At 39.7% G+C, this 21,850-nt stretch carries 18 protein-coding genes and 1 pseudogene; 2 read left to right on the top strand and 17 right to left on the bottom strand.

What is annotated here, in order from left to right; all coding sequences use genetic code 11:
• Nucleotides 1–87: 87 nt before the first annotated feature.
• The 6 genes from JQ843_RS05905 to JQ843_RS05885 all read right to left on the bottom strand — a co-directional run bounded on the left by JQ843_RS05905 (nt 88) and on the right by JQ843_RS05885 (nt 6,539).
• Nucleotides 88–1,320 (bottom strand): hypothetical protein, encoded by a 1,233-nt coding sequence (locus JQ843_RS05905; RefSeq protein WP_203213140.1) that lies wholly within the window; start codon nt 1,318–1,320, stop codon nt 88–90.
• The gene (locus JQ843_RS05900) at nt 1,307–4,069 is read right to left on the bottom strand and encodes an AAA family ATPase (RefSeq protein ID WP_203213139.1); all 2,763 of its coding nucleotides are present in this window, start codon (nt 4,067–4,069) and stop codon (nt 1,307–1,309) included. The genes JQ843_RS05905 and JQ843_RS05900 overlap by 14 nt, the downstream gene beginning before the upstream one ends.
• A 47-nt stretch (nt 4,070–4,116) precedes the next feature.
• Entirely contained in the window at nt 4,117–4,296 is a 180-nt protein-coding gene (locus JQ843_RS09755) for a hypothetical protein (RefSeq protein WP_238393758.1), read from the bottom strand.
• Nucleotides 4,297–4,315: 19 nt separating this feature from the next.
• A complete protein-coding gene (locus JQ843_RS05895; RefSeq protein ID WP_238393757.1) occupies nt 4,316–4,810 on the bottom strand; it encodes a hypothetical protein in 495 nt (164 codons plus the stop codon).
• A 74-nt stretch (nt 4,811–4,884) separates the two neighbouring features.
• Nucleotides 4,885–5,565, bottom strand: coding sequence for a hypothetical protein (locus tag JQ843_RS05890; protein ID WP_203213138.1), 681 nt, complete (start codon nt 5,563–5,565; stop codon nt 4,885–4,887).
• Complete coding sequence (locus JQ843_RS05885; protein ID WP_203213137.1) at nt 5,553–6,539, bottom strand: choline-binding protein C; 987 nt, start codon at nt 6,537–6,539, stop codon at nt 5,553–5,555. Before JQ843_RS05885 ends, JQ843_RS05890 begins: the two co-directional genes overlap by 13 nt.
• A 386-nt stretch (nt 6,540–6,925) precedes the next feature.
• Here JQ843_RS05885 and JQ843_RS05880 point away from each other — a divergent pair, with 386 nt between their 5' ends.
• Nucleotides 6,926–7,831 (top strand): helix-turn-helix domain-containing protein, encoded by a 906-nt coding sequence (locus tag JQ843_RS05880; RefSeq protein ID WP_203213136.1) that lies wholly within the window; start codon nt 6,926–6,928, stop codon nt 7,829–7,831.
• A 39-nt stretch (nt 7,832–7,870) separates the two neighbouring features.
• On the opposite strand, the gene JQ843_RS05875 is transcribed toward JQ843_RS05880, so the two are convergent.
• The 5 genes from JQ843_RS05875 to miaA are packed head-to-tail and all read right to left on the bottom strand — an operon-like array spanning nt 7,871 to nt 12,322.
• Entirely contained in the window at nt 7,871–8,626 is a 756-nt protein-coding gene (locus JQ843_RS05875) for an SDR family NAD(P)-dependent oxidoreductase (RefSeq protein WP_203213135.1), read from the bottom strand.
• A gap of 20 nt (nt 8,627–8,646) precedes the next feature.
• On the bottom strand, nt 8,647–9,576 hold the full coding sequence (gene rnz / locus JQ843_RS05870) for a ribonuclease Z (RefSeq protein WP_203213134.1): 930 nt from the start codon (nt 9,574–9,576) through the stop codon (nt 8,647–8,649).
• A gap of 14 nt (nt 9,577–9,590) precedes the next feature.
• On the bottom strand, nt 9,591–10,214 hold the full coding sequence (locus tag JQ843_RS05865; protein ID WP_203213133.1) for a cystathionine beta-lyase: 624 nt from the start codon (nt 10,212–10,214) through the stop codon (nt 9,591–9,593).
• Nucleotides 10,207–11,445, bottom strand: a complete 1,239-nt coding sequence (hflX, locus tag JQ843_RS05860; RefSeq protein WP_050105965.1) for a GTPase HflX — start codon at nt 11,443–11,445, stop codon at nt 10,207–10,209. The genes JQ843_RS05865 and hflX overlap by 8 nt, the downstream gene beginning before the upstream one ends.
• The gene (gene miaA, locus JQ843_RS05855; RefSeq protein ID WP_203213132.1) at nt 11,438–12,322 is read right to left on the bottom strand and encodes a tRNA (adenosine(37)-N6)-dimethylallyltransferase MiaA; all 885 of its coding nucleotides are present in this window, start codon (nt 12,320–12,322) and stop codon (nt 11,438–11,440) included. The genes hflX and miaA overlap by 8 nt, the downstream gene beginning before the upstream one ends.
• A 120-nt stretch (nt 12,323–12,442) precedes the next feature.
• Between miaA and JQ843_RS05850 the strand changes: the two genes are divergently transcribed.
• Nucleotides 12,443–12,613: a DUF3042 family protein gene (locus JQ843_RS05850; protein ID WP_001051780.1), complete on the top strand. Its 171-nt coding sequence runs from the start codon at nt 12,443–12,445 to the stop codon at nt 12,611–12,613.
• Nucleotides 12,614–12,663: 50 nt separating this feature from the next.
• Here the strand turns inward: JQ843_RS05850 and JQ843_RS05845 are convergent, their stop codons facing one another.
• The 6 genes and pseudogenes from JQ843_RS05845 to JQ843_RS05820 form a co-directional block, all read right to left on the bottom strand.
• Nucleotides 12,664–13,503, bottom strand: a complete 840-nt coding sequence (locus tag JQ843_RS05845) for a thymidylate synthase (protein WP_203213131.1) — start codon at nt 13,501–13,503, stop codon at nt 12,664–12,666.
• 98 nt (nt 13,504–13,601) lie between these two features.
• The gene (locus JQ843_RS05840; protein ID WP_203213130.1) at nt 13,602–14,561 is read right to left on the bottom strand and encodes an ROK family glucokinase; all 960 of its coding nucleotides are present in this window, start codon (nt 14,559–14,561) and stop codon (nt 13,602–13,604) included.
• A 117-nt stretch (nt 14,562–14,678) separates the two neighbouring features.
• A pseudogene (locus tag JQ843_RS05835) lies at nt 14,679–15,365 on the bottom strand (excalibur calcium-binding domain-containing protein); the annotation flags it as partial.
• A gap of 49 nt (nt 15,366–15,414) precedes the next feature.
• Nucleotides 15,415–16,032, bottom strand: a complete 618-nt coding sequence (locus JQ843_RS05830) for an alpha/beta fold hydrolase (protein WP_203213128.1) — start codon at nt 16,030–16,032, stop codon at nt 15,415–15,417.
• A 9-nt stretch (nt 16,033–16,041) separates the two neighbouring features.
• Nucleotides 16,042–17,754 (bottom strand): aminodeoxychorismate synthase component I, encoded by a 1,713-nt coding sequence (gene pabB / locus JQ843_RS05825; RefSeq protein WP_203213127.1) that lies wholly within the window; start codon nt 17,752–17,754, stop codon nt 16,042–16,044.
• A 184-nt stretch (nt 17,755–17,938) separates the two neighbouring features.
• Nucleotides 17,939–21,850, bottom strand: a 3,912-nt coding sequence (locus JQ843_RS05820; RefSeq protein WP_203213126.1) for a DUF1542 domain-containing protein, incomplete at its 5' end; no start/stop codon positions are given.

Here is a 21,850-nt window from a genome sequence, read left to right as displayed (position 1 = left end):
ATAAGTTAAAAACCTCAAGAACTAGCTTTCAACCCTAGTTCTTGAGGTTTTTTCTCTAATAGTAAATCATAAGGATTTTATAAAATCTTATTTTTTAAACCAAAATATAGAAAGGATTAACACAAGGACGAGTCCAGCTCCCGCAATAAGGCCAAATACTGGAATGTTTTCAAATAGGTTGTCTTCTGACTTTGTCTCGTCGCTACTGTCTTGACTTGGTTTCACCTCTGTATCGCCTTGTTTCGCTAGTTCTTGCTCTCCTTTTTTCTCGATTTTCTTAGGACCATAATTTGGATTTACAAATGCTACTTGTTTAGTCGGTTTGGAGTAGTCTTCTGCTCCTTCTTTGACTTGCCATGATACAGAATATAAAGTCCGTCCCTCCAATACCATTCCTAAATCAATTCGCTCACCAGGAGGCAATCCTCCACCTAAACCAACACTAAAAGCAAACGCTTGCTCCTCCTGATCCTCTTTTGAGACAATAAATCCATTCTCACTCACTTTTTTAAGACGAGATAACTTCCCTCTAATATCTCCATCTTTAAAGGTTCCAGTGAAGCTTCCGTCCTCTCCTAAAATAAGCGATGAAGCTCTACCAGGTTTAGTACCATTATTTGGCTCTTTGTTAATCCAAATACCTACTAACTCAGATGGCAAAGGAATTTCATCTCCAATTTTGGCATCGACAAGGGACTTGGGCATAGAGGGATTAGGATCCATATTATCTCCAATAATCGGGAGATTTAGAGAAGTATATTCAATAGTTGAGGTGTCTATCTTTGACTTTCCAGAAAAATCAATACCAAATCCGTCTTTTTCCTTCATATCAAATTCGACATTTTGAATAAGCTCCGCTTCTTTGTTCTCTTTTGAGAGTTGATAAAGTTTTGTTACTCCTTGTCCAGAACCCGAAGTCCATTCACTGATAGCAACACTCCCATCACCAAAAAGGCTAATAGATGTTCGACCTATACTTTGAACCTCTGAGGTACTTTCAATCAGTTTTGTTGGTGTGTGATCATTTAAATAATAGACCGCATACAAACTCCAATTTCTATCATAAGAGCGACCAATTAATAACTCATCTGTCCCATTTTTATCAATATCGACTAGCGCATAACCTATTTGGTATCTAGCTTTGTCCGATAAATTTTTGCTCTCCCACTTCTCAGTAATTTGTGGCAATAGTTGGTTGTAGTCAGTACTGTCAGCTTGGGCTGAAGTCACTAATGAAAATAAGCATAATATAGAACAAACCACCACCAGTAGTTTGTTTAGTAATTTCAAACGATTTTCCATATTTTTATAATCTCTCATATTCTAGCATCATTCTCTCAATATCGACTTTATCTATTGTCGACAAATCAGTCACGTTCTCACGTGATACTCTAATTGATAAATTCTTAATGATTTTTTCATTGATATTTCTAATCCAGCGACCATTACTACAATCATTGATTTTGTTATACAAAGATTCAATAGTTTGAGTATAATAGTCCACATCAATAAAGTATCCTTGATTTTTTAATCCTAATAAACCAATTTGAATAATTTCATCCGCTGTATAGTCTTCAAAATCAAAAGTATTTGGAATTCGGCTTGGTAGTCCTGAATTTACTGAGAGAAATTCTTCCATTTCCTTTGTATATCCAGCAAAAATAATGACAATATCTCTTCTATGATCTTCCATGAATTTAAGAATCTCATCAATTGCTTCTTTACCAAATCGATCTTCATTAGAATTTGATAGCGTGTATGCTTCATCAATGAACAAAACTCCTCCTAAAGCAGATTTCAATACTTCCTGCGTCTTGATAGCCGTTTGCCCTACATACCCAGCTACTAAATCACTTCGAGATACTTCAATGAATTTATTTTGAGAAATAATTCCCTTTTGAAAAAGAATTTTTCCTACGATACGAGCTACAGTAGTTTTTCCAGTCCCTGGATTTCCTAAGAATAAGGAATGAAGTGAAAACTCGCTTACAGCAGCGCCTTGTTCCTCCCTCTTCTTATTCAACTCTGCTAATGAAATAAATTGTTCAACCTGTTTTTTAACTTTCTCTATTCCTATCAAATTTTGTAGTTGTTCCAAAGCATCTTTTTGATTCTCTTCTGGTTTTTGAGTGCCTTGAAGAAGAACATCATCTATATCGTCATTGATAATTGTCACATAGTCATCAACCTGCGTCTCAACAACACGATTGGCTAAAGCTCTCATTAAGTGTTCATTAAAATTACGAATCCATCGTCCATTACTATGATCTAACGAGCGACTATAGGCCTGCTTGACTCTCATAGCATAATAAGATTCGTCTTCAAGTTGATATGAAGATTTCTGAAGATTTTTCAATCCCATTTCGACAATTTCATCACCAGAATAGTCCTCAAAGAAGAATGTATTTGGTACACGTGACTTTAATCCAGGATTTGTTTCAAAAAACTGTTCCATTTCTTTAGTGTAACCCGCAAATATAATCATAATTTCATTGCGGTAATCTTCCATATACTTTAGAATCGTGTTTATAGCTTCTAATCCAAAATTATGTTGAGAAGATTTTCCTTTATTTAAAGTATATGCTTCATCAATAAAGAGGATTCCACCTTTAGCCTTCTCCAATATTGCTTGCGTTTGTACTGCCGTCTCACCAATATGTGTTGCAATAAGATCCGACTCTGAAACCTCAATAAATTTAAATTCATCTCCAGGGAGAACACCTCTGTCAAAGAGAACTCTACCTAACAATCTTGCTACTGTTGTCTTCCCTGTACCAGGATTTCCTGTAAAAACAGAATGTAGAGATTGTTCTTGAATTGGAAGACCTTCTGATAATCTTTTTTGATTGAATTCGACTGTTCTTAGTAATTTTTGAACTTCTTTTTTTACATTATTTAAACCAATCAAGCTGTACAATTCTTCCTCATAATCGCGTTCGATAATCTCACTGATTTCCTCTTGTGGTTCAGAATTTGTACTTTCTTCTTTTAAAATTTTACAGCTATCATCTAAAATATCCCATATTATTCCATTCGTATCTTCAAATTCTTTAAGAATAGTATCTGCAATTAGGTATGAACTATCTGAAAGTCGAATATTTGGGGTAATATTACGATTTAATCTTATTGTATTTGCTATTAAGACAGAAGCTCCACAATAAATATCAATTTTTTCCTCGTTCTCACCTATGATATCAACAAAATCACTAATCCTACAAAATGAATTGGACTCTAACAAAAGAGATTCCCTAATGACTGTTTGCTCTATATAGACTCGACTACTATTTGCCTTTATAGATGTCAAAGAAGATCCAATTGATTCAAGACTAGCACTATTTTTCAGATAAACAGCCGCTTGATAAAACGGTTGAATGACATCTGTATTTTGTAATTTCGCAGTCGAACGGCTTAAAAAAACTGCAGGGTATGCTTTTTCAGCGTTCCCCCCTTTTAAGAGAGTATTTATGGAAGTCACTGATGAATCTTTTATATTTAATATATTAGAAACCCAATTCTCAATCACTGTATCTTCCATTTGAATAGATGAGCCCTTATCTGCATTCAATTTTATATTTAACTCTGCACGCTTTAGCTCTAAGGTAGAATTACTAACTTTAATTGATGTTGTACTGTAAGAACCATTATATAGTTGATTTCCTGCATTTTCGATTAACAATTTTGACTTACCTTCAACCAATATGAAAAATTTTTTATTTTCTAATTGTTCATTAAAGTATACAGTATTTAGAACTACATTTGAATTACCCTTTATCTCTAAAGCACAACGGTGGTCATCTACTTGAAACCAAATATTTTCAAACTGAACTGTAACGCCGTTCATAATTGTCAGATTCGCTGCTATAGTATTGTGATAAAGTGTTCCTCCATCTTCTGTCCCAGAAATTTGTCCAACTATTTTGATACTTTTTTCTATCTTATAATGTCTTCCTGCTGGTAGTTCAAGCATAAAACCTTCTTCAAATGCAAGAATATCACCATCTTTAGCTTTCGAATAAGCTTCTCCAAAAGACCATGAACTAAAACTTGTTCCTACTTTATATGTTGTCATTTTTTTAATATCTTTCTAAACCATGAAAAATCCAATACTAATTTTAATTAAGATTGATAGCTTTTTTCCAAAATATTCCCAGCCTTTTCTACCCTTTCTTGAGTTAATAAATCAGACACTTTTCTTTTTTGCGAAGACATTTCTTGACTTCTATGATCACTCGATATTGGACTTTCAGAGTCCAATTCATTCCCCTGTACTTCAGGAACTGAATTTACTTTTTGCATTGAAGGCATTTTTACTGATTCATTTTGACTCTTTTTTTGGAGGATGTTGACGATTATATTTAATAGCAAAAATCCAACCATAAAAGATGGTAAAATACCATGATGCAAATAAAGCCACTATCCCAAGACTAATACATATAACCCTAATTCCAAACTGGATAGCAAACATATTACCAAGTGCAGTAAGGGTACGATCAATTGCTCTATCATATACTGGTTCAATGGATGTAGGATATCCACGATAATCATAATAGATTCTATGATGTAAATAAATATCCCCTTTATCCATTTCTTCTCTATAGGCTGCACCTATTTGCTTAAACATTAAACTGAAGAAAAATCCTTTTGGGATAATATTTGAGACTACTTTAAAAATGTAAGAAAATACATACGGATACAATAGAATATTGATAATTGCCCAAATAATATGGAACACAATACCTAATATTACAAAAAACTGATTATGGGAATGAGTAACATTAAATTTCTCAAACTCAGCAATTTCTGAAGACATTCTTACAGTATTGTAATAGGTGATAAAACCTCAAGAATCAGCTTTCAAGCCTAGTTCTTGAGGTTTTTTAGTTTTTACAATCCGTGTCTGTAATTAAATGCATGTGCTTCAATTTCTTCGATAGTATCTGGGAAACGTTGCACTAATCTAGCTTTTAATAATTTTTTCAAACTTGCTTGCGGTGTCAATTCTCCAACTTCTAAAGCATGTCTTATATACTCCCTAATTTTCCAGTATTGTTTAGCGTCTTCTATCAATAATCTTTGAAATTTTTTAGGTCGTGCAAATATCAACCTAACTACAAAAACAAATGCTGAAAATCCTAATACCGAACCAATATCTGATAAACCGATTGGAACACTTAATAACAAGACGATAAAAGCTGTAAATAATGGATGTCTTTTAATAAAGTTCACTAGTTTCTCGCCATTAAATTCCTTTGTTAAATGTTGAATATCCTTTTGTAATACGGAAATATTTATTCCACTAGCTTTTTCAGGGAAAGGGTAGTGCTTAGCTCTTAAATGTCCATCAACTTCCAAATGGCACAAATCTTCACGTACAATAGGGTCAAAAAATCTAGCTTGATAATTTTTAAACTTTGTAGCTGCTCTCTCCTCAGCTACTGACAATGTTTTTTGGATACCTATTTTTGTTGCTGCATGTCCTAGTGTTAAACCAGAACTAACTTTTAGTGAGTCTGTAAATAATCCCATTTTTTCATTTTCCTTTTCTTTTTTCCTTATTTCACCCATTTGCCTGAGCCATCTACTTTGTAGCCATCTGGGGTACGTTCGTTGACTGCCAGCTTACCATTTGACTTGAGATAGTAGTCACCTATCCATGTATTACGAGCATAGCTACCCTCAGAAGTTAGGTAATAATAAGATTGGTAGCTGCTATCATAGACCCACTCGCTCTTAGCCATTTTACCATTTGATTTGAGGTAATAGCTACCTACCCAAGTGTTACGCGCATAGCTACCTTCTGATGTTAGATAATAGTATGAACTATAGTTTTTATCGTAAATCCACTCACTCTTAGCCATGTAACCACCTGATTTGAGGTAGTAATTGCCTGACCAAGCATTCTGAACATAGTTACCTGACGCATTTAGGTAGAAGTAAGAATTGTACTGAACATCAAAAATCCATTGATTAACTACTTTCACACCAGCTTTGTAGTAAGAAGAACCTGACCAGCCAGTCTGAGCTGAGTTAGAGTTAGAGTTAGAGTTAGTAGATTGTTTTGGAGTTTCAGTAGCTGTTGGTGTCTCTGAATTTGTTATGGGTACATATCCGTGATTTGATACTTTAAATACTTCTGACCGACCAAAATATCGTTTCCCAAAGTCTTTTTCACTATAAACATCAATATGATATCTTCCATCTTCAGCATATAGTAACCAAACATGGGATTGACTTCTAGTTTGATCCCCAAAACTATTAAAGTTATAACTAGCTACAATAGCCCCTGTATCTTCATTAACTAAATCATAATACAAAGATGGATTATCAGTAGAAGAATTTCTTTGAATATCTACCAACACACTTCCTGAATAAAACGGGTTCCCAGTAGTGGGTATCAAGGTGATTTTCAAGGGATTCTGAGTATCCTTGACACTCATATCTGTTAAGGCATGAACCGTTGTCGGTTTAGAGGCTACATAACCTATTGACAATAAAGCTCCGGCTAGTAAAGAAGAGGCCAACATTTTTCTGTTTCTCATAACAAAACTCCTTATATATTTCTATTTTTCTAAAAATTTATGATAATTGTCTTATAACCTTAAAAATAACTATGATATTTTTCTAGTATCGAGCATTTAAGTTCTTCTCATGGCTTTTTCTCCTTTGATGGCTGATAGAATAGGATTGAGTGGTAAGTCAATCCTTGTTATACTAGTATAACAAGCTCACTTTATTTCCTGTCCTTTTCCTTATCATACCATAATAGATATTTAAATTTTGCGTCATTTAAACTATAGTTTCAATCTTGTTCATAAAAACAAAAAATAGCATAGAATTCTAATATTTTGTAACTATAGTTTTCTTTCTCCATTTTTTTCTCTAAATTTTTGTATAATAGTCTTAGAAGTATGTAAGGAGATGATTTATGGAAAACCTATATCCATTTGGAACTACATTTAAGTACCTGCGTGAAGCACGAGGCCTCAGCCTAAAGGAAGCCGCCTCAGATATCGTATCACCACAGTTCCTAAGTCAATTTGAAAAAGGAGAAAAAGGAATTTCACTTGAAAACTTTGCCAAACTGTTAATTGTTATCGGAGTTGAATGGAATGATTTTGTTATCGCCTATGCAAATAAAGGTGGAGATTGTTTAGAATTACCTGCTATTGAATTTGGCAAACATGTGGTCCATGAAGAAGATATCCTCACTTACATTGAAGAATACGAAAAATTATTTGATGTCTATCTAAAAGACAATCCACTTCAAGCAGAGATGATTTTCAAATCTATCAAATTAAGACACTATCCAACCATAGCAAAGAGTCCAGAAACTGTTGCCAGGATTCAAAACATTATCAATCATTTAATGAAATCGGATGTCTTTAATAGTATCGAACTTGAAATTTATCGCGTCATCGTCAATCATTCTCCTATGGAACTTATTGACCATATGAGCAAACAATTATTACTTATGTACAAGGAAAGTGCTAATACTGATACCTACATCCGTATTTTAAATGCTCTCACTTTCTCCGTAAAATACTTCTCTGAACTAGGGTACTATCAAAAGGCTGATGATATTATTAAAAAAATTAAATCACTTCAGACCTTCGAACGAGGCTACCTGGCTATTCCACTCATGTTCCTAGAAGTTGAACATGTTTACAATCAATTTAGATGGAATAAACCTGAGGCTATTCCCCTAGCCAAAAATCTATTTAATTATCTTCAAAGCGCAAAATTTATTGATCAGCAATACTACTCTAATTTTATCAACGCCTTCACTTATCATTGCCACGCATTAAACAAGACTGGTATTGATTTGTTCTAATCCGTCAAAAAAGTTGCTCCATTTTAGGAACAACTTTTTTTATTTATAATTAAAAGTTTCCCCTGCCAACTTATCAGCTAGTTTGGGAAAGAGAGTATAAAACTTATGGGCTAGGTTCAACAACATAGGGAGATTGAGTTCTCGTTTGTTTTTTCCTATAATCTTGACAATCTTTTTAGCCACTGCATCTGGTTCCAGCAGGAAGCGTTCAACCGACTTGAGATAGGTCCCATCTGGGTCGGCTTGGTCGAAAAATCCTGTACGGATTGGTCCTGGATTGACCGTTGTTACATAAACACCATAAGGCATTAGTTCGAGGCGTAAGGCATTTGAAAAACCAATAGCCGCAAACTTGGTAGCTGAGTAAAGACTGGACTTAGCAGTCGCTATCAAACCTGCCATACTGACGATATTGATGATATGACCTTTTCGACTTTTATTCATACGAGTCGCAAGGCGTCGAGATAGATTCATCAGGGCAAAAGTATTGACCTCGAACATCTGGTGGATATCTTGGTCAGAAATCTGGTCAAATTCCTCCAAAATACCGTAACCAGCGTTGTTAATCAAAACATCAATCTTGCCATAGCGGAGATAGAGGTCTGCTACCAGAGTCCCTAAGGCTGAATCATCGGTAATATCGATTTCAATCAATTCTGCTTGTGGGTGGTTTCCATAGAGTTGGGCTAATTTTTCCTTATTTCTACCAAGCAAGATGAGTTGCTCATTGGGCAATAGTTTGACCATTTCTTGGGCTAGACCACCGCTAGCTCCTGTAATAAGAATAGTAGACATACTGTTCCTTTCTCAATCTTTTAGATTTCCACTTCTTCCAAGTCCTTGACCACATGGACATTTTCAAAAACACTAGCTGCATCTTTCTTGAGCTTGCTGATATCTTTTGAGAGGAAACGAGCACTGATGTGGTTGAGTAAGAGGCGTTTGGCTCCTGCTTCTACCGCTACTTGTGCAGCTTGCATATTAGTCGAGTGGCCATGGTTACGAGCAATTTTTTCATCGCCCTTGCCATAAGTCGATTCATGGACAAGGACATCGGCATTGACAGCTAGACGCACACTGGCACTGGCTTTGCGGGTGTCACCCAGAATGGTAATAATCTTACCTGGACGTGGCGCTGAGATATAGTCAGCTGCCTTGATTTCAGTCCCATCTTCGAGAACAACATCCTGACCATTTTTGATTTTTCCAAAAAGTGGGCCAAATGGGACGCCAGCTGCCTTGAGTTTTTCAGCATCTAAAGTTCCTTCTAGATCCTTTTGGATAACACGATAGCCAACGCAGAAAATAGTGTGATCCAGCTCTTCTGCATACACAACGAATTTATCGGTCTCAAGGATTTTTCCTAGAGAATCTTGGTCAAACTCATGAAAATGAATGCGGTAAGGCAGGCGAGAGCCTGACACACGAAGACTGGTTAAGACAAATGACTTGATCCCTTGCGGTCCATAGATCTCCAGATCTGTCTGCTCTTCATTGGCCTGAAAGGCACGGCTAGAAAGGAAACCAGGCAAGCCAAAAATGTGGTCTCCATGCAGATGGGTGATAAAGATTTTGCTGACCTTACGTGGTCGAATCGTGGTTTCAAGAATGCGATTTTGCGTACCTTCTCCACAGTCAAAGAGCCAAACTTCGTTAATCTCGTCCAAGAGTTTCAGGGCGAGACTGGAAACATTGCGGGCTTTAGAGGGCTGACCAGCCCCCGTTCCTAAAAATTGAATATCCATTCGATACTTTCTAATTAATCAATATATAACAAGGCTGTGCGATTTTCCGATCGGAAATAGCGCTTGCCAGAAAAAGCAGTAGCTTCTTGCAGTAAATCCTCTTGGCTGTAGCCTTTGAGACGCTTACGACCATCAGCCAAGTTTTCTAAATCTGTCAAAGCTGTGAGATTTTCCACGCTAACAACTTCCTCGTCCCCTACAGCCTTCATGTAAATCTTACCAGACTCTTCAAAGACCAGTTGATGGGGGAAAATTTGCGCAATTTCAAAAAGCAAATCATCCGAAATTTTCTCTTCATTTTCAGAGAAAATCCGACCCATACCATCACTCTCATAACAAAAACCAAAGGATTTACCAGACAGATTAAGCCGAATAAAAGGCTTATTTTCTAGAGTGAAACTAGGTTCAGTATTGTAAAGATTCAATTCCTGACTGAGTTCCACAAAATAATCCGTCGCAGCTCGAGGGCTCTTTTTCTGATATAGTTCTGCAAAGTAAGCATTGACAACGCTAGGCGGAGGTGTGATAAGAGCCAACTGCTCCTGCTCTGTCTTTCCAGCTAGAAGCTGATCCAGATAGACCTTATCCAGACTCGTATAGCCTCCATATTTTAGAGCCAAGGTTTTAATATCAGTCATAAAATTCTTCTAACCTCCATTTGTTTTTCTCAGAAATGTAGCCTCTAATCACTTCGCCGTCCTCCTGATAATCACGTTCTTCCAAAATCGCAACACTTTCTAAATCGTGAATCTTGTAGGACTTAGAGAAAGGCACGCGCAGGGTAAAAGATTCAAAAATATCCTTGATTTTCTCTAAAAATAGTGCCTGCAAGTTCTCACGACTATCCTCAGACTTAGCAGAAATCAGAGCATAAGGTGTTTGGGTAGGCGTGAAATCCTCCACCAAATCCGCTTTATTATACAGAGTCAGGCGAGGAATATCCTCCATGTCCAGGTCTTTCATGATGGATAGAACTGTTTTTTCATGCTCCTCATGGTAAGGATTGCTGGCATCGATAACATGAACCAGAAGGTCTACATGCTTGCTTTCTTCCAAGGTTGACTTGAAACTGGACACCAACTCTGTCGGCAAATCCTGGATAAAGCCAACGGTATCTGTCAAAGTTACTTGAAGATTGCCCCCCAGATGGATACTCTTAGTCGTCGCATCCAAAGTCGCAAACAGCTCGTCAGCCTCATACTGGGTCTTACTGGTCAAGGTGTTCATAATGGTTGACTTCCCAGCATTGGTATAACCAATCAGACCAATCTTAAAGGTGCTAGACTCCAGACGTTTTTCTCTGACTGTTGCCCGATTTTTCTCAACCACCTTGAGTTGGCGCTCGATATCCGTGATTTGATTGCGAACGCTACGACGGTTCAGCTCCAGCTGGCTTTCACCAGGTCCACGGGAACCAATTCCCCCTGCCTGACGGCTGAGCATAATTCCCTGACCAACCAAGCGAGGCAAGAGATATTTGAGCTGGGCTAGGTGGACTTGGAGTTTTCCTTCATGGCTTCGAGCTCTCATTGCAAAGATATCCAAAATCAACTGCATACGGTCAATGACCTTGACACCCAGAACTTCTTCTAAATTGACATTTTGCCGTGGAGTCAAGCGGTTATTGACAATGACAGTGGTGATTTCTTCTGCATCCACCATGAGCGCAATTTCTTCTAACTTACCAGAGCCGACGAAGGTCTTGGAATCATATTTTTCACGTTTTTGTCTGTAGCTATCTACAACGACTGCCCCAGCTGTCTTAGCCAGACTGGCCAATTCTTCCATGGAGAGATCAAAATTATCCATGCCCTGCAATTCTACACCAATCAGCAGAACCCGTTCCTCTTTTTTCTCCGTATCAATCATCTAAAAACTCCTCAATCTGGCTAAAAATACGCTCCTGCACACCAGACTCTCCAAGCTGATAAAAAGTCACCTGCATGCGATTACGGAACCAGGTCAACTGACGCTTGGCAAAACGACGGGTCGCTTGTTTAAGGCTCTCACTTGCTTCCTCCAAGGTCTGCTCCCCACGGAAATAGGGAAAGAGTTCCTTATAGCCAATTCCTTTAGTAGCCTGCACATCTGGATAATGGTCAAAAAGCCACTTGGCTTCATCCAAAAGCCCAGCCTCAAACATCAAATCCACTCGGTGGTTGATACGCTCATAAAGTTGACTGCGCTCATCATCCAAGCAGATAATCAGCGGTTCATATAGACTTTCTTGATTTTCCAAATCCTGACCAAAATGGGCAATTTCCAAGGAACGCATAGCACGACGACGATTAAACTGAGGAATTTCAAGGCCTGCTTGCGCCACAAGATGAGCTAATTCCTCATCTGTATAGGGCTCCAAGCTAGCTCGATAGGCCAAAATCTCTTCATGGGGAGTCTCCCCACCCAGGTGGTAACCTTCAAGCAAGCTCTGGATATAAAGTCCAGTTCCACCAGCGATAATAGCTAGCTTGCCACGGCTGTGAATATCCTCAATAGCCATCTTGGCTTCTGAAACAAAATCAAAAGCCGAGTAAGACTCGGTTACCTCTCTAACATCGATTAAATGATGAGGAACAGCTGCCTGCTCTTCTGAACTAGCCTTAGCCGTCCCTATATCTAGACCTCGATAAACCTGCTGACTATCACCACTAACCACTTCACCATTAAAACGCTTGGCTACTTCAATGGCTAGAGCCGTCTTTCCAACTGCAGTCGGTCCAACAATCACAATTATTTTTGTTTTCATCTTTTTTCCTTGAAAAATTCCCATTTTTTCGTTACTATTATTATAACACAAAAAGGTCAGTCAGAAAAATGTGACCTCTTGAAGGGGCTGGCTGATTAAGAAGATAAAGGAGGAAGACTCATGGCTAAAGGATTCGCTAAAGGTCTTGTAACAGGTGTCGCAGGAACTGTCGCTGCAGTCGCAGGTGCAGTATACGCATTTAAAAAGAAAGTGATCGAACCAGAAGAGCAAAAAGCAGCTTTCATCGAAGAAAATCGTAAAAAAGCAGCTCGCCGCCGCGTATCACGTTAAGAAACAAAAGAAGTTGGGATTCATTGTCTCAACTTCTTTTTTCTATTCTTTTAAATGGCTAGGTCAAACTTCAACTGCGGCTTGACAGGGTCATAATCCACCAACTCAAAGTCCTCTGCTTTAATATCAAAGAAATTAGTCCCATCTGGCACATTCAAAACCAAACGTGGCTGGCAGTTTGACGGCTCCCGACGAAGCAATTCCTGAGCTTGTTCAAATTGATTGTCATAGATATGGAGATTGTTGATAAAGTAGAAGAACTTCCCAACCTTCCAGCCGAAATGCTTGGCAATCATCATTTGAAGAGCCACATACTGCATAGCATTGATGTGGTAGGCCACTAGCATATCATTCGAACGCTGAGTCAAGGTCGCATCCAGATAGATTTCTCCATCTACACGGCGGACATCAAACATGGTCTGAAAGGCGCACGGAAGAAGGCCGTCTGTCTCCTCAAAAGCTTGGTAATCCCAGAGTGATATGATATTGCGGCGGTTCCAAGGGTTGGCTTCCAACTGCTTGAGAAGCTTATTGATGATGTCGTGTTTCTTAACGACCGCCCCGTAACGCTCACCAATAGTTCCCGTATCTCCCACTTCCCAGTCATTCCAGTAGTGAACATTGTACTTGCTATTCAGCACTTCTAAGCTATTAGACTGATCTTGGTAAATCCAGAGCACTTCCTTGATGGCGGATTTGATGGCAATAGGACGCAAGGTTGTAATGGGGAATTCCCCCTTTGCCAAGTCATATTCGGCAAATGCACCCGTTACATACTTGGAGTTGGCAACAGTCCCATCCTTGTACTTGGGACGGGCCTGCTCAGAAAAGACACCGTCTTTGAGGATTCGTTCAATATTTTCTTTAAAAATAGTATCTGCTTTTGTCATTTACTCTCACCTCATTTATTGTCCTAACTAGTATAGCATAAAAAAAGAAAGGAGGAAGATCACTCGCTTCTAGAAAGCAATTTTCTCCTTTTTATTGTTTACTGTAATACAAGTGATGCTGCTCCGATAACTCCAGCGTCATTTCCTAGAGTTGCAAGAGCTAGTTTAGTAGTTGTGCGTACTTGTGGGAAAGTATTTTCGTCGTAGACTTTTTGAACACCTTGTAGAAGGAATTCTCCCGCAGCTGAGACACCACCACCGATAACGATTGTTGATGGGTTTAGGATTGAGCCAATGTTAGCACAAGCAATTCCCAAGTAACGTGAGAAGTTACGGTAAACGATCAAAGCAAGGTCGTCTCCTTCTTTTGCCAAATCAAAGACAGTCTTAGCAGTTACTTCTTCTCCGTTATCAATCAAACGTTTCAAGGCTGCATCGCCTTCGTATTCATCGGCATAACGACGAGTCAAGTTGACAATTCCTGTTGCTGAAGCAACTGTCTCAAGGCAACCTTTCTTACCGCAAGTACATGCGATTGGTTGGTCAAAGTCAACAGTGATGTGGCCAAGCTCACCTGCTGCACCAGCAACACCGTGAAGCAATTTGCCTTCTGCAACGATACCGCCACCAACACCAGTACCGAGTGTCATAAAGACAACGTCTGGTTGGTTATCACCAGCACCCATCCAGCGCTCACCGAGAGCGGCCACGTTGGCATCATTATCGATGAAGAATGGGATACCCAAGGCTTTTTCAATCTTTTCTTTGATTGGTTGAAGGGTTTTCCAGTTGAGGTTGTAGGCACCGATAACAGTCCCTTTTTCACGGTCAACCACACCTGGTGATCCCATTCCAATACCTTGGAAGTCTGCTGCTGTCAATCCAAGCAAGTCCAAACGATGCTGAATAGACTCAATCATATCATCTACGATATGACTTCCCTCATCCAAAATATTAGTCTTGATTGACCATTTTTCTTGGATTTCTCCCTCTTGAGTTAAAATTGCAAATTTGATAGAAGTTCCACCAAGGTCAATCCCAATAATCTTTTGACTCATCATATTCTCCTTTTTAATTATGAATTAATTGAAAATGCTTACAGTACTAGTATAACAAATTTTAGTTTCTTATGCAAAGGTTTGCATTAACTTTCTGGATTTTATCCTGACTTATGGTTTCCAGAGACCTGAAGCATCTACATAATAACGGCCTCCATCAACTCGCTCATTTTTAGCCATTTTACCATCTGATTTCAAATAGTAGTTTCCTTGCCATGCATTGCGAGCATAAGAACCATCTGATTTCAAGTAATACCAGGCTTGGTAAGAAGAGTCATAAACCCACTCACCTTGTGCCATTTTACCGTTTGATTTAAGGTAATAAGCTCCTTGCCATGCATTTTTTGCATAAGAACCATCTGATTTCAAATAATACCAAGCTTGATAAGAAGAGTCATAAATCCATTCACTCTGTGCCATTTGACCATCAGCTTTCAGGTAATAGCTTCCCTGCCAAGCATTTTTCACTGGATTTCCATTTCCATCAAAGTAATACCAAGCGCCGTCCTGCTTAACCCAACCACTTGCTGTGGATGAAGTTGTATCAGTTTGAGTTGTAGCCGCTTGTTTTGCTTTAAAAGCACCCTTAGGAGCATTTTTCAATTCGCAAGCCACACCATCATGATCGCGGTCTAACTTGGCAGAATAACCAGGCTCTCCCTCGTGAATATCCGAGTATCCATTCGCCCAAGCTTCCTTACAGCTAGAAAAATGAATGTTTTCTTCTGCTAACACAGGTTGTGAAAACAAGGCTAAAACTGGTAAGGTAGCCAGACTCATTTTTAAAAATAGACGTTTGTTCATCTTTTTCTCCCATAATTATGATATCGATTTCACTATTATTTTATCAAACTTATTTCAGCAATTCAAGGAAACTTCTGGTATTTTCTACAAACTCTTTTGGTTTAGCCTTATTCAAGACATGAGGTCCATCTGGTATAATCTGAAATTGAGATTCTGATATTAGTTTATGAAGACTTCTCATAGAACTAAGATTCGGTTTATCTTTGCTGCCACAAATTAGTAAGGTTGGATAAGGACAAGTTCTTGATATATCAGTTAAATCAAGTGTCTTCAATTCCTCAGAAACTCCGACCATAAAAGCCTTGTCTGCTCCCTGTTTTTCAAATACTTTTTGGGGAAGTAGTTTAAAAATCATCAACTGAAGATAAAATAGGATATTACCAGACAGTTTAAGTGGACACCCTGATAGAACCAAAGCTCGGAGATTTGGTAAATCGTAACTGGAAAGTTCTAGTGCCAGGGCAGCACCTAAGGACAATCCAACCAAAACAAAAGGTTCTGTCTCTTGAGCTAGATGCTGATAAACTCGCTCTTTAGCTTGTTGATAGTTGCTAACTCCAGAAGGAAATAACTCAATAGCCTCAGAAGGATAATCTGTCAGTAGATTCCGAACTTCTTTCCAACTCTCTGCTGACTGCCCTAACCCGTGTAAAAATATCAGTTTCATCTAATTCTCCTAAAGGATTAACTCATACAAGCCCCTCACGGCATTACAGCCGTAAATAGCCTCAGCTCGGGCTAAGTCTTTTAAAGTCAAGACTTTCTCTTCTACCTGTCCTGTTTCTAGCAAATGCTGACGGTAAATTCCTGGCAAGATTCCAAGCCGGATAGGCGGTGTATAGAGTTTCCCAGAAATTTTCAGAACCAAATTTCCAATCGAGGTTTCAAGTAGCTCTCCTGACTTATTGTGGTATATCTTCTCTTGTTCCCCTAGACTCAAATGCGGTCTGTTAGTGGTTTTAAAGTAAGTAAATGTTTGCTGTAGATCCGCTTCCTGAAGGCAGAGTTGGGCATGGCAAAAGGTTGGGCTGAGAGGTTCCAATACTTGACGATTGACTTCTATATCTCCAGACTTGCTAAGGCTGATTCGCAAGCGGTAATCTTGATTAGCATCACAAGTCTGACACTCCTTCTCTATCTTTTGTTTCAAGACTTCTGGATCAAAAGGAAAAGCAAAATATCGACTAGCTTTTCTCAGTCTTTCCAAATGTTGTTCTTCAAACAACAGGTTCTTCTGGCTAATTTTTCCAGTAGTAATCAGTTTGAAACGAGCTTGTTTACGATAGAGAACAGCTGCCTTTTGATGAACCTCTCGGTATTCAGATTCCCAAGTGCTATCCCAAGTAATCCCTCCTCCAACTCCATAGATGGCTTTCCCTTGATGCAGTTGAATAGTCCGAATAGCAACATTAAAAATCCGTCGTCCATTTGGAAGCAAGAAACCAATCGTTCCACAGTAGACTCCACGCGGTTGTGGCTCCAAGTCCTTTATAATCTCCATAGTCGCAATTTTAGGAGCTCCTGTGATGGATCCACATGGAAAGAGTGAGCGAAAGATTTCAACAAGGTCAACATCCTCTCGCAACTGACTCTTGATGGTCGAAGTCATCTGCCAAACGGTTGAATACTGCTCTACTTGGCACAGACGCTCCACGTGCTCACTTCCAACTTCAGAAATACGGTTCATATCATTGCGCAAAAGATCCACAATCATCATATTTTCAGAGCGATTTTTTGGGTCTTGTTCCAACCAGCTGGCCTGTTTAAGATCTTCTTGGTCAGTCACTCCACGCTGAGTCGTTCCCTTCATTGGTCGCGTAGTCAACTCGCGGTCATTTTGCTCAAAAAAGAGCTCTGGGCTCATGGAAATCACTGCCATATCATCATGTTCCACATAGGCATTGTAGCCCGCCTCCTGCTCTACCACCATACGATTGTAGATGGCAAAAGGATTAGCACTTAACTTTTGTTTGAGTTGGACAGTGTAATTTACCTGGTAGGTGTCCCCCTGACGCAAATGATGATGTATCTGTGCAATAGCCTTTTCATAGTCTGATGCAGATGTTACTTCCTTCCAGTTTGAAGGCAAATCAACCTCATCATAAGTCAGAGGAATAGGGGATGTTTCTACCCTATCATGAACGGTAAAATATAGTAGGTACTCTGCCAGTAATGGAGCTTTATGAACTGCTAATTTCTCCTCAAAAGCAGGTGCAGCCTCATAGCTGACATAGCCCACCACATAATAGCCCTGCTCTTGGTAGCTTTCCACTTGTACCAACAAGTCTGCCACTTCTGCTACATTTCTCGTTTTCAACTCTTTAATCGGTTGGGTAAAGGTGTATCTCTCCCCCAAAGCCTTAAAATCAATCACTGTTTTTCTATGCATATCTTAAGTATAGCACAAAATAAGAAAACCCTCATCCGCAAAGCAGATGAGATTGTTTTTAGTCCCGTCACGTATCTTCTGATTAGAGAAAAAACTCTCCTAGTAGCTATTTTGCTCTAGGAGAGTTTTAAGAATAATATTATCTACTTAGTCTCAAAAAAGGAGTTGCAACTGTTAGAAATCGTTACTGATTTTCTAATTTGTCTTCTTCATCTTCTTTTCGACGACGAGCAATAAGACCAAAACCAAGTATCGCACTAGCTGTTGCTGCAACAATTGCTGTTATGGATTCTGTTGTACCTGTATTTGGCAATTCTCTAGCCACTACACGCTGATTAGTAGCTACTTGCTGATTCTCATTTTCAAGTTGTGAGATAGTAGATGCTACACTATCTTTCACTTTAGCTTTGGCTTCATCAGTTTTCAATACTTGGTCTATTGCTTGTTTTTCCTGTAGTTTTTCTTTAGAAGTTGGATTAGCTGAGTTTATATGAACTCCAGCACTTGCTCCAACTGCCGGTCTAATTTGTGCGATCGGATTGACTGAGTTTACTTCTTCAATACCAGTTGACTTAGCTTGGTCTACTTCTGAGTTGGTTGTGGCATTATCGATGGCTGCTTTTGCTGCATCAGCTTTGGCTTTCGCTTCAGCCTTAGCCGCGGTTTTCTCTTCGTCTGTTAAGTCTGTGCGAGCATCAATCTCATCGTTCTTAGCTTTTAGGGCATCGTCGATTGCTTGCTTCGCAGTCGGTTTTGCCACTGGCGTTGGAGCCACTGAAGCTACTGACATTGTTCCAGTCACCTTAGCTTGGTCTACTTCCGCATTTGTTGTTGCATTATCGATGGCTGCTTTTGCTGCGTCAGCCTTAGCTTTTGCTTCTGACTTATCAGCAGCTTTCTCTTCATCTGTTAAGTCTGTACGAGAATCAATCTCATCATTCTTAGCTTTCAGAGCTTCGTCGATGGCTTGCTTAGCTTCTGTCTTCGCTACTGCCTCTGGGTTTACTGAAGTCACTGCTGTGATTCCAGTTGACTTAGATTGGTAGACTTCTGCATTCGTTGTTGCTTTATCTATGGCTGATTTTGCTGCGTCAGCTTTGGCTTTTGCATCTGCTTTGGCTGCAGTTTTCTCTTCATCTGTTAAGTCTGTACGAGCATCAATTTCGGCAGTCTTAGCTTTCAAAGCATCGTCGATGGCTTGCTTAGCTTCTGTCTTCGCTACTGCTTCTGGATTTACTGAAGTGACTTCTAAAGTTCCGTTAGTTTTAGCTTGGTCGACTGCTGCATTCGTTGTTGCTTTGTCGATGGCTTCTTTTGCTGCGTCAGCCTTAGCTTTTGCTTCTGACTTAGCAGCAGCTTTCTCTTCATCTGTTAGGTCTGTACGAGCGTCGATTTCATCATTCTTAGCTTTCAGAGCTTCGTCGATGGATTGCTTAGCTGCTGTCTTCACTACTGCTGCTGGAGTAACTGAAGCTATACTTGCTGCCCCATCGTTTTTAGCTTGAGTTACTACATCGTTTGTTGTTGCGTTGTCGATGGCTTGCTTAGCTGCGTCAGCTTTCGCTTTTGCGTCTTCCTTAGCTTTGGCTTTTTCTTCTGCTGTTAAATCGTTATTGGCATCAATTGCGTCGGTCTTAGCTTTCAATGCATCATCGATAGCTTGTTTTGCCGCTGGCTTCGCTTGCGCTGTTGGATTTACTGAAGCTATACTTGCTGCCCCATCGTTTTTAGCTTGAGTTACTGCATCGTTTGTTGTTGCGTTGTCGATTGCAGTCTTCGCTGCATCAGCTTTCGCTTTAGCGTCTGCTTTCGCCGCAGCTTTCTCTTCATCTGTCAAGTCTGTACGAGAGTCTATTTCATCAGTCTTAGCTTTTAAGGCATCATCGATGGCTTTCTTAGCTTCTGGCTTCGCTTCTGGTTGTGGATCTACTGCTTTTACTTCTGTTATTCCAGTCACCTTAGCTCGGTCTACTTCCGCATTTGTTGTTGCATTATCGATGGCTGCTTTTGCTGCGTTGGCCTTAGCTTTTGCTTCTGACTTAGCCGCAGCTTTCTCTTCATCTGTCAAGTCTGTACGAGAGTCAATCACGTCGTTCTTAGCTTTAAGCGCGTCGTCGATGGCTTGCTTCGCAGTCGGTTTTGCCACTGGCTTTGGAGTCACTGAAGCTACTGATGCCGTTCCTGCAGTCTTAGCTTGTTCCACTTCTGCGTTTGTTGTCGCATTGTCGATTGCTTCTTTCGCTGCATCAGCTTTTGCCTTAGCTTCTGCTTTGGCTTTAGTTTTTTCTTCAGCTGTTAAATCATCATTCGCATCTATTGCATCTTCTTTTGCTTTTAATGCATCATCTATTGCCTGTTTGGCTGCTGGTTTTTTAGCTGCTTCTGGACTAAACGAGTTCACATCACTTAAACCAGATACACTATTTACATCTACTTTAATGTCTGTATCTGCTGCATCGATTGCGTCTTTTGCCTCATTAGCTTTATTTTCTACTTCAGCTTTTGCTGCAGTTTTCTCTTCAGTTGTTAAATCATCTCGAGCATCGATTTCTTCTATTTTCTTCTCTAGAGCTGCATCAATTGCTTTTTTAGCCTCTGATTTCTTAACTGGTTCTGGACTAAATGAATTTACATCACTTAAACCAGATATACTATTTACATCAACCTTAATATCTGTATCAGCTTCATCGATTGCTTTCTTAGCTGCATCGGCTTTAGCTTTAGCTTCCTCCTTAGCTGCTAATTTTTCTTCTGCTGTTAAGTCATTATTCGCATCAATTTCTGCTTCTTTTGCCTTTAGTGCTTCATCTACAGCTTTTTTAGCCTCTGGTTTCTTAACCGCTACTGGATTCAATGAGTTTACATCTGCTACCCCAATAGTTTTTGAATTTTCAACGTCAGCATTTGTTGCCGCTTTATCAACTGCTTGTTTTGCCGCTTCTGCTTTAGCCCTAGCTTCTTCTTTAGCTGCTATTTTTTCCTCAGCTGTCAGATCATCTCGAGTATCGATCTCTGCTTCTTTGGCTTTAAGCGCATCTTCTATCGCTTTCTTAGCTGCTGGCTTAGCTACTGGTGTTGGAGTGACATTGTTTACTTCTGTTGTTCCGTTAGCCTTAGCTTGGTCTACTCCCTCGTTTGTTGTTGCCTTGTCGATCGCTTGTTTTGCTGCGTCGGCTTTTGCTTTTGCATCTGCCTTAGCCGCAGTTTTTTCTTCGTCTGTTAAGTCGTTATTTGCGTCGATCGCGTCATTCTTAGCTTTCAATGCATCGTCGATTGCTTTCTTAGCTGCTGGTTTTGCTACCGGAGTTGGATTCACATTGTTTACTTCTGTTGTTCCGTTAGCCTTAGCTTGGTCTACTCCCTCGTTTGTTGTTGCGTTGTCGATTGCAGTCTTCGCTGCGTCTGCTTTGGCTTTCGCGTCTTCCTTGGCTTTGACTTTTTCTTCAGCAGTCAAATCGTTGTTGGCTTCGATTTCTTTAATCTTTTCAGCTAACGCGTCTTCTACTGCTTTCTTAGCCGCTGGCTTCGCTACTGGTGTTGGAGTGACATTGTTTACTTCTGTTGTTCCGTTAGCCTTAGCTTGGTCTACTCCCTCGTTTGTTGTTGCGTTGTCGATCGCTTGTTTCGCTGCGTCGGCTTTGGCTTTTGCATCAGCTTTCGCCGCAGTTTTTTCTTCGTCTGTTAAGTCATTGTTCGCATCAATCGCGTCATTCTTAGCTTTCAATGCGTCATCGATGGCTTTCTTAGCTGCTGGTTTGGCTACCGGAGTTGGAGTCACCGAATCTACTGATGTTGCTCCGTCGTTTTTAGCTTGCGTTACTGCATCATTTGTTGTCGCCTTGTCGATTGCTTGCTTCGCTGCGTCAGATTTGGCTTTTGCATCAGCTTTCGCCGCAGTTTTTTCTTCGTCTGTTAAGTCATTGTTCGCATCAATCGCGTCATTCTTAGCTTTCAATGCGTCATCGATGGCTTGTTTCGCTGCTGGTTTGGCTACCGGCGTTGGAGTCACCGAATCTACTGATGTTGCTCCATCATTTTTAGCTTGTTCTACCGCTGCATTTGTTGTTGCGTTGTCGATCGCTTGTTTCGCTGCGTC

Origin of the sequence: Streptococcus mitis (assembly GCF_905187495.1) — a bacterium.
GTDB classification, from domain to species: Bacteria; Bacillota; Bacilli; order Lactobacillales; family Streptococcaceae; genus Streptococcus; species Streptococcus mitis_CU.
This window is presented reverse-complemented; position numbering and strand designations above follow the sequence as displayed.